The organism is Dyadobacter sp. (genome assembly GCF_051859145.1).
Taxonomy (GTDB): domain Bacteria; phylum Bacteroidota; class Bacteroidia; order Cytophagales; family Spirosomataceae; genus Dyadobacter.
In genome coordinates this window covers 12,147-25,670 of record NZ_JBHYGF010000346.1, presented here as the reverse complement: position 1 = coordinate 25,670, position 13,524 = coordinate 12,147, and the positions used below count along the sequence as shown (strand labels likewise).

Genomic DNA, 13,524 nt, shown 5'->3' with positions numbered 1-13,524 from the left:
GGAAAAGCCCTGGAAAACGGGCGTTACAATGGCCGACGTAAATGGAGACGGCAAACTGGATCTTTATGTTTGCTATTCCGGCAACGTTTCTCCCGAAAGTTTGCGTAACCAGCTGTTTATCAACAAAGGAAATAGCCCGGCAGGAATACCGCAATTTGAAGAAATGGCGGTTCAATACGGTTTGGCCGATCCAAGTAACAGTACCCAGGCTGCTTTTTTTGACTTTGACAAAGACGGGGATCTGGATATGTTTTTGCTCAACCATAATCCCAAGTCTCTGCCGATACTCGATGAAGCCAGTACTGCCGATCTTCTGAGTAAAGATGATCCGGTAACCGGTGTGCGTTTGTTCCGCAACGATCCGAAAAGTGGCGAGCCATTTTTTACGGATATCACCAAGAAAGCGGGCATTCACAGCTCTCCGCTGACTTATGGATTAGGTATCGGCGTAGCCGACATTAATCAGGATGGTTGGCAGGATATGTACATTTCCAACGATTACTCCGTACCTGATTTTTTATACATCAATAATAAAAACGGCACCTTCACCGATGTGCTGGATGAAAGTATCGGACACACTTCGCATTCTTCAATGGGCAGTGATATCGCTGATTTTAATAACGACGGGCTGCCGGATATTTTTACGCTGGATATGTTGCCGGAGGATAACAGGCGACAAAAGTTGCTTTCGGGCCTGGACAACTACGAACTCTTTGATTTTAATGTAAAAGTGGGCTTTCATCACCAGTATATGCGCAATATGCTCCAAATGAATGAGGGAACAAGTAAGGGCTCCAAAGTCCCCGTTTTCTCGGAAGTAGGTCAGCTGGCAGGTGTTTCAAATACGGATTGGAGCTGGGCTTCGCTCTTTGCTGACTACGATAACGATGGCTGGAAGGACATCTTCATCACAAATGGAAACCTGCGTGATTTCACCAATATGGATTTTGTAAAATTCATGGGAGATCATTTAAAACGCATTGAAGGTCAGGTCAAGCGCGAAGATGTATTGCAGCTGGTATATCAAATGCCTTCTTCCAACATGAAAAATTACCTTTTCAGGAATGGTAAAAACTTAACATTCAGCAATGTAGCTGACAGTTGGGGATTAGGGGAGATTTCCAACAGCGGCGGAGCGGCTTATGCGGACCTTGACAATGACGGAGATCTTGATCTGATCGTCAACAACATCAACAAACCTGCATTTATTTACCAGAATGAAGGTAATGAGCTTTTAAAAAACGATTACCTCAAAATCAAGCTGGAAGGCGAGGGTAGAAATACATTAGGAACTGGCGCAAAAGTAACGATCTATCAAAAGGGCCAGAAGCAATATCTCGAACAAATGCCGACGCGCGGGTACCAGTCGAGCGTGTCGCCTATTCTGCATTTCGGATTAGGAAAAAATGGGACCGTAGATTCACTTTCCATTACCTGGCTGAGTGGCAAGCAGCAGAAGATCGTCTCGCCAAAGATCAATCAGCAGTTGGTGTTGCAGGAAGTGAATGGAAAAATGACAAAGTCCTTTCCTCCAAAATACAATCCGGCTTTCTCTCCGGTAACTTCTCCGATTGCATTTAAGAGTCCGGCTATTCAGACTAACGATTTCAAACGCCAGCCGCTGCTCATTAATCCGATCTCGTTCTCAGGACCTTGTCTGCGAAAAGGCGATATTAATGGCGACGGTCTGGAAGATGTTTTTATCGGCGGCGCGGCCGGCCAAGCTGCGCAATTGTATATACAGCAAAAAAGCGGTGCATTTACCAATAAGCCGGTGCCTGCATTGGAAGCAGACAAGCAATCGGAAGATACGGATGCATTGTTTTTTGATGCGAATGGAGATGGTTCTCAGGATTTGTTCGTGTGCAGCGGCGGCTATGCGAGTTTTCTGCCCGAAGATCCTCTGTTACAAAGCAGGTTGTACCTGAATGATGGAAAAGGAAATCTAACCAAAAGTACTTCGTCGCTGCCAAAAATGCTGACAAGCACCAGCTGCGTGCGGGTAGCGGATTTAAATGGAGATAATAAACCTGATTTATTTGTCGGCGGGCGCGTAATTCCCGGCCGGTATCCCGAAGCGCCAAGAAGTTATGTATTGATCAATGACGGAAAAGGGAATTTTTCGGATCAAACCAAAAGCTGGAATGCGGATCTTGAAAAGATAGGCATGGTAACCGACGCAGCATGGACAGATTTGAACAATGATAAAAAGCCCGACTTGATTTTGACAGGAGAGTGGATGCCGGTAATTGTTTTGATCAATTCAAAAGGAAAGCTGGAAAACAAAACGTCCGATTATTTTACCAAACCTTTCAAAGGCTGGTGGAATAAAATCCTGATTGACGACTTCAATGGCGACGGAAAACCTGATCTCGTGCTCGGGAATATGGGCCTGAATACGCAATGCAAAGCCAGCGACGCAGAGCCTGTTCAGATGATCTATAAGGATTTTGACGATAACGGATCCATTGATCCGATTATGAGTTTTTACATTCAGGGGAAAAGTTATCCTTATGTAACCCGCGACGAGCTGCTGGATCAGATGAGCATTATGCGGACGCGGTTTCAGGATTATAAAAGCTACGCAGATGCTTCGGTTAAAGAAATTTTTACTGCGGAAGAGTTACAAGGCGCGCAGGAACTCGGATCCAATTATCTGAAAACAGCCTATTTCGAATCCAATGCAGCGGGTAAGTTTGTAGAAAAACAGCTTCCGCTGGAAGTTCAAAGCGCGCCTGTTTACACAATCACCAGTCTGGATTATAATGGCGATGGACATAAAGACCTGCTGCTTTGCGGAAATGTGAGCAAGGCACGGTTGAGATTTGGTAAGTACGACGCCAACTATGGTATCCTGCTGAAAGGCGACGGAAAAGGGAAGTTTGCCTACATCCGGCAGACTGACTCGGGTTTTAGTCTCAAAGGCGATGTGCGCAGTGTGCTGCCTGTTGGCAATAAATTGTTGTTTGGAATTAATCAGAAGGAAATAAAAGCATATCAGGTTGGTAAAGTTCAGTAGAATCATTGTGCTGCTCCTCGCACTTGGCAGTCTGGCCGGGTGTAATAAACAGCAAAAAGAGTATAATGTTAGTCCGGAAACGATCGGGCAGGTTACCTTACAGATGACCGATGTGATGGTGCATGATGTAACGAACCCGCCATTAAGTGCCCGGTTTTTTTCGTACGCCTGTTTAGCAGGGTATGAGACAGTAGCGCAGCATGATAGTGCTTACAAGAGTATGCACGGAGTATTAAACGATTTTCCTGAAATTACGAAACCTGCTATTGAAACATACTCCTACCAGCTGGCGGCAATTATGGCAATGCTGGAAACTGCCAAGAAAATGCAGCCTTCGGGCGCACTTTTACAGAAATACCAGGACAGATTGCTGGATTCGTGCAAAACACTTGGCTGGGACGATGAAGTGCTCGCAGGCTCCCGTGAATATGGAATTGCAATCAGCAAACAAATCCTGAAATACGCCAAAGCGGACAAATATAACCTGATCAGCAACTATCCGAGGTACGAACCGCGCAACACGCCAGGTACCTGGTATCCGACGCCGCCGGGCTATTTCCCGCCGGTCGAGCCTTTTTTTAGTACAGTAAGACCGTTCACGCTCGATTCTTCTTCCCAGTTCATCCCGCCGCCTCCGGTTGCATTTTCGGAAAAGAAAGATTCGAAGTTTTTCAGGTTGATGAAAATGAACTATGATGATCAAAAAGAGCAGGAGCATTTGGTGACCGCCGCATTCTGGGATTGTAATCCATTTGCATTGGAAAACAGGGGGCACTTGCTGGTAGGTATGAAGAAAATCTCTCCTGGCGCGCATTGGATGGGCATCACGGATATTGCATGTAAGCAGGCAAAGATAGATTTTGGCAAAACTTTGCTGGTCAATACCAGTGTTGCGATTGGTTTAATGGATAGCTTTATGACCTGCTGGGACGAGAAATACAGAAGTAACCGCATCCGTCCTGAAACCGCGATCCGGAAGTACATTGACCCAACCTGGAAGCCCTTTTTGCAAACACCGCCGTTTCCTGAATACCTGAGCGGCCACTCTGTGATATCGACCTGCTCAGCCGTGATCCTCACGCACTACTTTGGAGAAAACTTCGCCTACACCGATACGGTTGAAGAACGTTTTAACCTGAAAGCACGCAAATTTCCTTCTTTTATGGCAGCTGCATTGGAATCAGGCGCGTCGAGATTTTACGGAGGTATCCATTTTATGGACGCGATTACCAATGGACAGAACCAGGGGCAACAGGTAGGAGAGTGGGTTGTGAAGACGCTGGGAGAGCGCTAGGATAGAATTTCGTTAGCTCAGTCTAAAACTACTCATATCCATACTTTGCAGTAATCCCGATGTATACGCATATCCCACATTAAACAACTCTTTTGCTCTTCTGAAATCAAAAATGCCAAAGCTGTTCAATGCGGGTGGTTCGATGAGGAGGTTGCACTTTGTAAAACGTTCCCGGCTTTTGGTATGCATAGCCAGGATCAGACTGCGGTAAACGATTTCAGTCGTTGTTTTCAGCGGTTTGTTTAAGCTGAATGGGTTACAATGGCTGCCAATAATGATGTCGGCTTCGTCTTCAATGTATTCCACAGGTAAGTTGTTAAGTACGCCGCCGTCTACAAGATCGCGGCCATTTACCTTAATGGGGCTAAAAAGACCGGGAATGCAGCAGGAGGCGAGCAGCGGCAATGCAAGTTCGCCATTTCGAAAAATAACAGCCTCGCCTGAAACTATATCAGTGGCATTAATTACCAGTGGTATTCGGAGCGATTCAAATGTGTTTTCGGGAATGTACTGACAAATCACGGTTTCAATACGCTTCATCTGCAACAATCCGCTTGCGCCGAAACCTGGCCGCAGATAGGGATAAAAGCTGGTTTGAATGATCTTTTCCAGGATGTCGGCAGGTTGAAAACCATAGGCGATCATTGCACCTGTAAAAGCACCTGAGCTCGTCGCACTGATGATATCCGGCTCTATACCATGTTCCTGCAAAGCCTGTAATACCCCCAAATGTGCAATTCCCCGAGCGCCGCCTCCCGATAATACCAAACCAATCTTCATATTAATCTGCAATAAAGTCGCTTAATGGGCCGCGTGTTCCTATCCTGATCCCTTTTTCGGTATGTACTACCACAGCAGCCTCATAAAGCGGATCGTGCTCGAAAATCAGCACGTGCTCCGCGTTGGCTGCCTTTTGCAGTACCAGCTGCTTTTCGTCCATGGTTTGCAGAGGCCGCATATCATAGCTCATAATCCAGGGGATAGGCACGTGGAAAGAGGATGGGAGCAGGTCGGCGGCATAAACGAGTTTCTTGTTTTTATAAGAAATAACGGGCAACATCATTTGCTCTGTGTGTCCATCAACGAAAATGAAATCAATGGCCGAAAACGGAGAAACCTGGTTTTCGATAAATCGTAGCTGTCCTGCTTCCTGCAAGGGAAGTATGTTCTCTTTCAGAAATGATGCTTTTTCGCGCGGGTTCGGGTTGGTAGCCCAGTTCCAGTGGGCCTCATTGGACCAATAGGTTGCATTGGCAAAGGTGGGTGTGAGCTTTGTATAGTCTTTATTAAAACGCACTGCGCCTCCAACATGGTCAAAATGCAGGTGCGTCAGGATCACGTCCGTTATATCTTCCGGTTCAAAACCTTTGCTACGGACAGAACCAAGCAGGGTAGCATCCCCGTGCAGATCATAATGCCCGAAAAACTTTGCATCCTGCTTGTCGCCCATTCCCGTATCGATCATAATCAGCTTTTCTCCATCCTCAATCAACAAACAGCGCATGGCCCAGGAGCACAGATTTTGCTCGTCCGCAGGGTTTTGCTTGTTCCAAAGCGACTTGGGTACCACACCGAACATCGCGCCGCCGTCGAGTTTGAAAAAGCCCGTATCTATAATATGTATTTTCATAATTGCTTTGCAGGTGATTTGTTCGTTGCGGCTCTCAGGCCTAACATACCATAATTTTAGACAAATACATTTTGTATAATGTAAAGCAATAGTTGCAGTTAACTGGAAAAAATAAAATTATGTTTTGATAGGAGTTCTAAATGCCGAATATGATTTGTGTCATAGTGTTATACTCGTTATTTTACATTGTCACAATAATTCCTTTCACTCTTATGAACCGCCGAAATTTTTTTGAAAAAGCGATCCCCGCGAGTTTTGCATTAGGTACAATCGCTGCTTCATGCGCACCCAAAACCCAGCAGTACTATCCTGATAAGCACTTTCATATCAGCCGCGGCTACCATCAAATTCCTAAATTAAGGCTTTCGATGGACAGGATTGTAAAAGAAACGGTGGGCCTGCGCCCATTTCGTCCCTCCGGTCCCCGGCTGGATGTGGAGCAGCTTGGGAGTAAGACGCTGGTACATAATTATGGGCACGGCGGCAGCGGCTGGTCACTTTCATGGGGTACCGGCAACATTGCCCGTAATCACGTGCTCAAAACCAGGGAGAAGAAAATTGCCGTTCTCGGTTGCGGTACTGTTGGCATTGCTACTTCACGGCTTTTGCAGGAAAGTGGCTGCGAAGTAACAATCTACACCAAAGATGTGCCGCCGAATATCACGAGCAACCTGGCAACGGGTACCTGGTCTCCGGCTTCGCGGGTTTGTGACAAAAAAGTAGCCAAACCCGAGTTCCAGGCAATCTGGGAAGAGGCGACGCGGTTCTCTCACCGCCGCTTTCAGTTTCTGCTCGGAATGAATGACATTGCCTGCTGGGCTGAGGAATACAGCGTTTTTAAGCAGGCTCCTGTTTACGCGCCCGGCGCGGGCGGTGAGGATTTTGAAGTGGAAGGTTTACTGCCGGAGCGGGTGCGGCTTACTTCCAAAGAGCACCCGTTTAAAGCTGACTATGTGACACGCCGCTCCAACATCATGTTCAATATCCCTACTTACCTGCGCCACCAATTGCAGGATTTTACGATGTTTGGCGGGAAAGTAAAAATTCAGGAGATTAAGCGATTGGAGGATATTGACGCATTGTCGGAGAAGGTAGTTGTGAACTGCATGGGACTTGGCGCCAAGCCCGTGTTCAACGATGAAGAACTTACGCCGGTATCAGGCCAGCTTTCCTGTCTGATACCACAGAGTGACATAAATTACAAGCTGTACACGCAGGGAGCTAACTTTATCTCCCGCAAAGACGGAATTTACATTGGAAGCAATGGGATTGTAGGGAACTGGGACACAACGCCAAGCAGGGAGCAGACTGAAAAAACGGTTGGTATTTTAATGAAATTAATGGAGGACATGAAAGGATAGTGCCTAATCCTCTTTCAAGTGATATCTTCTTCTGATTTCGTTGATCAAAAACTTCTTATGCGCAGTAAAGCTTTCTGGGTGCATGGTTTCAAATATGCTGCGCCATTCCTGAAAACGGGCGTTGTCCGCCTTTTGGAATGTTTCTGGATCGATCTTTTTTGACGTTAAGTACGCTTCAAACTCCATATCTCAAATTTTGCCTGCAATATATCGGTTTAAAAGTATTTGCAACTTATCATCACTACTTCCGTTATTCGTTGATATTTGAATTAGCAAGGTTTTCTGGCAGCAATACTTTTGAATTAATACTAAAATGAAAATTGACTTACGCAGTGACACGGTCACCAAACCTACCCTGGAAATGCAGCAGGCCATGTGGGCGGCAGAGGTAGGAGATGATGTAATGGGCGATGATCCGACCGTGAATGCATTGCAGGAAAAAGCCGCGCAGCTTTTTGGAATGGAAGATGCATTGTTCTGCGCGTCGGGTACATTGACGAACCAGCTTGCGATACGTGCACATACACAGCCCGGCAGTGATGTAATCTGCGACAAATACTCACATATTTATCTTTACGAAGGCGGCGGAATCATGCTCAATGCACTTTCGTCGGTGAAGCTGCTCGACGGCGACAGGGGCAGGCTTACGGCGCCACAGGTAGCAGACGCCATCAGTAACGAGCACGATATACATTCCACAGTAACCCGCCTCGTTTCGCTCGAAAATACGATGAACAAAGGTGGAGGCAGCTACTACGATTTTGAGGAAATCCGCGCGATCAGGCAAGTTTGTGATGCCAATGGAATTCCATTACACCTGGATGGAGCGCGCCTGTTTAATGCTTTGGTAGAAACAGGAGAGGAGCCCGCCAAATACGGTTCGGTATTTGACAGTATCAGCATTTGTCTTTCAAAAGGGCTGGGCTGCCCGGTAGGTTCATTGCTGGTAGGAACAAAGGAAGTAATCCGTAAAGCAAGACGTTTCCGGAAAGTAATGGGCGGCGGCTGGCGGCAGGCAGGTTTTCTGGCGGCAGCCGGGATTTACGCATTGGACTATCACGTTGGGAGATTAAAGGAAGATCACCTGCGTGCCCGTGAGATAGGAGCACTTTTCGCTGCGAAACCGGAAGTGGAGGCGGTATTTCCGGTAGATACGAACATCGTCATTGTCCGGCTTGCGCCGGGAATATCAGAAACTGATTATGTGCAACAACTGGCTCAGAAAGACATTCTGGCTGTGACTTTTGGAAAAGGGCAGGTGCGCTTTGTGACGCACCTTGATTTTACTGATATGCATTTGGAAGAACTCAGAAAAAGAATAGCCTGAACGATAACGTTGCAGGCTATACTTCCGGGATCGTTTCCTCGTATTCATACTCTGAATTCGGCCCCTGATAAATCACTTTCATTCCTGTGAGGTCGGCAACGTAGGTATGTATACCTGCGGCGCCAATTTCACGAAGGAAAGTGGGATAATCTGTTTCTCCTTCCTGTGAGCGCTTGATCGCATTTTTTACTTCTTCCAGCTCGAAAGCTTCGGCGCATTCAAATTCCGGGAGCTCACCGGGTATCATCAGTTTATCCCCATTTGCCGCCGTGTAGGTGCGCTGGTAGTTTCTCACTTTTACCTCGTAATTATCTACCCCGATCGCTTTCAGGTTTTTTACAAAATAAGGATATGGCTGTCCGGCAGATCGTTGCTCTGCCGACCGGATCAGTTCTTCCGTTAATTCGATCATTTCCATAGCTATGTGTTTTTTTAATCCCCAAACCCTTAAAATAGCTGTGCCAGGCCCTGATTCCCAAATGTACGGCAACAAAATTCAGGCAATTCTTACCGTGTTCAGAGAAGGTACCCACTCGTCGCGGTTACAAACGGAACAGGTATGAGCCCCGCGCTTTAACATTTCGGTGTTGCCGCAGAATGAGCATGAATGATAACCGTCGGTTGAAACCGTCTTGCTTTTCTTGTAATACACAGAGGGCAGCAGCGGCAGCCCGTATTTCACATCTTCATCTTTATAAAAAAAGATACTTACCTCACCGGAAGGTTCCAGCAATGCAGTTCTTACCTGACCTAGATGTTCAATGCTTTTCGAGCGCAGTTCTGAAAAGAATTCGTCTTGTGCCAGTGTCTCCTTTGAAAATTCAGAAATGGAAAACCGGCCTTCATTGATCAGGCAAACTGTTTTTCCCTCCACAATTTTCTCAAAAAACTTGCTCTTTCCCGTAAGCCAGGTTACCAGCCGGTAAAGCATGATAATTGTGGCAAATACCACCAGTGCAGGTATGATACCAACATCTTCATAAAACATCGGATCTCCGGCTGCTGAGCCCAGTGCGATAATAATGACAGTCTCAAAAATGGAAAGCTGCCTGACACCTCGTTTTCCTGTGATTCGCAGGGCAACAAGAAGGAAGACAAACATTATAGTCGAGCGCAGGAGTACTTCCAGCAGAAAAATGGGTGGGAGTTCATTGAACAAAACCCGATCCCATTCCAGAATTTCCGTCATTTAACAGCAGATTAGTAGAAAGGTTTGAACAAATGAAAAGATGTTACTTTACACCATTCGGGTAAGGTAACATCTTTTCTTTGTTTAACGAGATATAGTGTGGCCGACGCATTTTAATGCGCGATATCTTCATCGTCATCGTGATGCACGATCAGAGAACTTCTTGTATCCAGTTTCTTGATCATTTCATTGGTCATAGTATCTGCGTAAACCCCGTAGCTGCTGATCAAAGTGCCTTTCAGTCCGTCTTTCGACTCGATTGCATACAGGATCGACATATCGCCAGGGTCGGTCATACCTTCGAAACGGTATACCTGAACAATGTCAAAATCTTCCGGTGAAAGGTTTAGGCAAATACCGTCTTCCTTATGCACTTCCAATGCGTGCGCAGTCAGGTTGAAATCGTAGGTAAATCCGTCCTCTTTCAGGTCTTCAAGTGTTTCGAGCAGGGTATCCGGCTCCGACATATTTTTATTGGAAGGATTCGGTTTTTTCGTTTGATCCTTATCAGTTCCTTGCAAGTCCATATCTAATTTGTTTAAGGTTATAATCAGGATATCATATCTTCCGATATGTGATGTTTAAGCCTCCTTATGATCGAAGGCAGTTTGTTGTGATATTGTAAAGAATGCTACTACGTTTAGAGTAGCTGTTTAGAAAAAAGCATGCCTTACAGCTGCAATGTCACCATGCAGTTATTTATAAACACTGGTAATTTGTTCAGCGCATTTGAAATGTGCATTTTAAGACTGCCGAACGCAGCGTATTCGGTATTTCCCCATTTCGTATGTGCAGAAATTTCTTGCAAATATTTTAGAAATCATGCGAACATTTTGAGGTGCTTTGACCTCAGTTTGTCTTAAAATGTAGAAAGAAAAAACGCCCTGAGAGAAGCAGGAACTTACTTTGGCCGGTAAATCAGCTGTCCGGTGTGATAAGCAGCAAAGCAACCCAACCCGCCCTCGATATTGGTGAACACCAACGAAGGTTCTACAAAAGGATTATCAGCGTTGCGCGCATTGTCCAGGGACTTGTGGTACCGGAAATAATTCTCGTCCGTATTTAATACCTCCATAGTCATAGAAATGATTTTGGATTTGGGGTAAACCGTAAAATATGATCCGTCACTTGTGGCGAAACCTGTGGGTCCGGGTAGCCTCAATGTACCTGTTGGCGAGGTGAAAACAGTTCCATCCAAATTGGCGTCACTTTGAAAATTATCCCGGCCGATGGTTTCTTCCCAGTTTACATTAAAACGGTTCCGCACGCGACGCTCGTTGTATTTGCCGCCACCCACGCCTTCGGGAATGCTGTATTCGAGATCAACAAATGCCCGGACCCGGTAGTAATTTCGCTCACCCGGTATGTCATTCCATTTCACTTTCAAACGGAGCGTTGTATCTGAAAAGCTGGTATATGCAGTATCCAGCTCGAAACTCATGGGTACTACTGCTTTTGCCGGTACCGAGCAGGTTGAGGTGACTGTCCGGCCGCCCTGGGTTACGGTAATCTTGTAGGTTCGGCCAGCTACTACGGGAAACCTGGCTTTGTCTGTAACATATAAATCATTGGTCGAGTCAAATGGAACTGTTACTTCACGCGACGCGTCGGAAAGTGTTACTACCGCATTCCTGATAATTCCCTCGGTTGTATTCGGATCCCCGAACAAGGGACGCGATTGTGTAACTGCTATAATAATGCGCGGATTTTCGGGAGATATGAAAGCCTGAACTGTCAGCCTTGATTCGGTTTTTGGCAAATCGGCATCGTCGATCTGCGTCACCAGCGATTCACAGGCTGACAAACTGATCCACAAAATGAATGCGATTACAATGCTGATTTTCATAGATCAAAACTTGAAATTATAGCTGAATGAGGGAAGAATGGGGAAGAGCGAGTAGCGCTTCAAGGTTTTCCGGCTTCTGACTGACGAGCCTTCGGTCACGGTTTCACTATCGATATTATAGAAGAATGGATTGCGCCTGTTGTAAACATTGTAAATGCCGAATTCCCAGGTTCGCTCGTGTCTTTTCTTCTTTTTATGAAATTGGATAGCCACGTCACCTCTGTGAAAAGGTTCTGCGCGAAAGCTGTTTTTCTGGCCATATTCATTCACTTCCCTGCCGCCCCAGTCAATAACTGTTTGCCCCTCCGGAGTTACCCGCGGTACAAAATTGTCCCTGAGGCCGGTGTAAGTTGAAATGGGCAGGGTCAATGCATTTCCGGTTCCGTAAACCCAGGTTGCACTGAGGGTAATGCGTTTGCTCAGCTCGTAAATACCCACTACCGACAAATCATGCCGCCTGTCGTACCGCGGAAAGAAGGTCCGCCCGAAGTTCAGCTCGGGAAATTTCCAGTAAGTCCAGGAAAGCGTATAGCCAATCCATCCGGAGAAGCGGCCTGTTTTCTTTTGTACCAAAAATTCAGCTCCGTAAGACCAGCCTTTGCCGGCAGTAACATTTTCCTCCCAGCTCAGTTCGTTGGCATTTTCTCCATTGAAACTCAAAAAAGAGGATCCTTCCTTGTAGTTTAAAATGTTGTCCATGGCTTTATAATAACCCTCCAATGTCAATGTAATGGCGGGTTTTTCGAGGTCTTTGGCAAAACCGACTGCTATTTGTCTCGATTGCTGCGGCGCAATACGGTCGGTCGTCGGTACCCAGAGATCAGTAGGCAGTCCGAGGCCGGTATTGGAGAGTAAATGCACATACTGGTTCATTTGTGCATAAGAAGCTTTGAACGAGAAATCTTTCGCCAGCCGCAATGCAGCTGAAAACCGGGGTTCGGGCCGGATATAGTTTTTGGTTTCAGTCTGAAATGAGCTTAACCTGAATCCCGCATTGATTTTGAGGGCTTCAAGCGCCTGCCAGGTATCTTCTATATACAAGCCGGCTTCCAGTGAGTTGACCGGCCTGACCGATCGTTCAATGGAGTTGTCGATGAATGAACCCTCAATGGCGAGCGCAGAAGGGTTAAACCGGTGGAAAGTCGCAAGTCCGCCGAATTTAACTGCGTGTTTGGTGGAGGGGTAAAAGTCGAAGTCGATCTTGCCTCCTACATCACGTATTTTCGAGTTATAGTCGAGGCTGAATTCGTCCGTATCGTTTGCATTAATTTCTTTGGTGTAACTCGAAACCCCAAAGTCAAAATTGCTGTAAATCAATGAACTGTTGACGAAAAGCTTCTGGTTAAGAACGTGGTTCCACCGCATAGTTGCGGTTGCATTCCCCCAGGCAAGTCCGGCGCGGGTTTCCGAATCAGAGCTTTTTTCATTAGCGTGAAACTTGTCTCTCCCGAAATATCCGCTTATGTAAAGTTTGTCTTTTGAGCCGAGGTCGTAGTTCATTTTTGCATTCAGATCATAAAAATAGTAGCCCGGCTTTACCTGGCTATCTGAACCCTGCTGCGACTTCGCGATAAATGGCGCGGCCAGAATATCAATGTAAGTGCGGCGTCCCGAGATCAGAAAAGAAGATTTGCCTTTCGAAATGGGACCTTCCAGTGTAAGTCGGGAAGAAATTAGTCCGATACCGCCTTCTCCGTGCAGCTTTTCTTTGCTCCCTTCTTTCATATTCATTTCCAAAACCGAGGAAAGCCGGCCGCCGTACCGCGCTGGAAAACCGCCTTTTGTGAGCTCCACACTTTTCAATGCGTCGCTGTTGAAAATGGAAAAGAAGCCGAACAAGTGGTTCGCATTATATACC

12 protein-coding genes are annotated in these 13,524 nt (G+C 46.3%); 4 read left to right on the top strand and 8 right to left on the bottom strand.

Going from position 1 to position 13,524, the window contains the following annotated elements; translation table 11 throughout:
- Together ACTIE6_RS18520 and ACTIE6_RS18515 are read left to right on the top strand one after the other, a co-directional pair.
- On the top strand, positions 1-3,019 hold a 3,019-nt coding region (locus ACTIE6_RS18520), incomplete at its 5' end, for a VCBS repeat-containing protein (RefSeq protein WP_439558059.1).
- Entirely contained in the window at positions 3,003-4,313 is a 1,311-nt protein-coding gene (locus ACTIE6_RS18515) for a vanadium-dependent haloperoxidase (protein ID WP_439558058.1), read from the top strand. The genes ACTIE6_RS18520 and ACTIE6_RS18515, both read left to right, overlap by 17 nt.
- Positions 4,314-4,325: 12 nt before the next feature.
- Here the strand turns inward: ACTIE6_RS18515 and ACTIE6_RS18510 are convergent, their stop codons facing one another.
- Positions 4,326-5,093 (bottom strand): patatin-like phospholipase family protein, encoded by a 768-nt coding sequence (locus tag ACTIE6_RS18510; RefSeq protein ID WP_439558057.1) that lies wholly within the window; start codon positions 5,091-5,093, stop codon positions 4,326-4,328.
- Between the two features lies 1 nt (position 5,094).
- Positions 5,095-5,943 carry an MBL fold metallo-hydrolase gene (locus ACTIE6_RS18505; RefSeq protein WP_439558056.1) on the bottom strand — a complete coding sequence of 283 codons (849 nt, stop codon included), beginning with the start codon at positions 5,941-5,943 and terminating at the stop codon, positions 5,095-5,097.
- Positions 5,944-6,155: 212 nt separating this feature from the next.
- Here ACTIE6_RS18505 and ACTIE6_RS18500 point away from each other — a divergent pair, with 212 nt between their 5' ends.
- Positions 6,156-7,304: an FAD-dependent oxidoreductase gene (locus tag ACTIE6_RS18500; protein ID WP_439558055.1), complete on the top strand. Its 1,149-nt coding sequence runs from the start codon at positions 6,156-6,158 to the stop codon at positions 7,302-7,304.
- A 3-nt stretch (positions 7,305-7,307) separates the two neighbouring features.
- On the opposite strand, the gene ACTIE6_RS18495 is transcribed toward ACTIE6_RS18500, so the two are convergent.
- Complete coding sequence (locus ACTIE6_RS18495) at positions 7,308-7,490, bottom strand: hypothetical protein (protein WP_439558054.1); 183 nt, start codon at positions 7,488-7,490, stop codon at positions 7,308-7,310.
- A gap of 127 nt (positions 7,491-7,617) precedes the next feature.
- On the opposite strand from ACTIE6_RS18495, the gene ACTIE6_RS18490 reads away from it, so the two are divergent.
- The gene (locus ACTIE6_RS18490; protein WP_439558053.1) at positions 7,618-8,631 is read left to right on the top strand and encodes a threonine aldolase family protein; all 1,014 of its coding nucleotides are present in this window, start codon (positions 7,618-7,620) and stop codon (positions 8,629-8,631) included.
- Between the two features lie 16 nt (positions 8,632-8,647).
- Here the strand turns inward: ACTIE6_RS18490 and ACTIE6_RS18485 are convergent, their stop codons facing one another.
- The 5 genes from ACTIE6_RS18485 to ACTIE6_RS18465 all read right to left on the bottom strand — a co-directional run.
- A complete protein-coding gene (locus ACTIE6_RS18485; RefSeq protein ID WP_439558052.1) occupies positions 8,648-9,049 on the bottom strand; it encodes a DUF1398 domain-containing protein in 402 nt (133 codons plus the stop codon).
- A gap of 78 nt (positions 9,050-9,127) precedes the next feature.
- Positions 9,128-9,820, bottom strand: a complete 693-nt coding sequence (locus ACTIE6_RS18480; RefSeq protein ID WP_439558051.1) for a DUF421 domain-containing protein — start codon at positions 9,818-9,820, stop codon at positions 9,128-9,130.
- A gap of 113 nt (positions 9,821-9,933) precedes the next feature.
- Positions 9,934-10,347: a hypothetical protein gene (locus tag ACTIE6_RS18475; protein ID WP_439558050.1), complete on the bottom strand. Its 414-nt coding sequence runs from the start codon at positions 10,345-10,347 to the stop codon at positions 9,934-9,936.
- Between the two features lie 374 nt (positions 10,348-10,721).
- The gene (locus ACTIE6_RS18470) at positions 10,722-11,666 is read right to left on the bottom strand and encodes a DUF4249 domain-containing protein (RefSeq protein WP_439558049.1); all 945 of its coding nucleotides are present in this window, start codon (positions 11,664-11,666) and stop codon (positions 10,722-10,724) included.
- A gap of 3 nt (positions 11,667-11,669) precedes the next feature.
- Positions 11,670-13,524, bottom strand: a 1,855-nt coding sequence (locus tag ACTIE6_RS18465) for a TonB-dependent receptor plug domain-containing protein (protein WP_439558048.1), incomplete at its 5' end; no start/stop codon positions are given.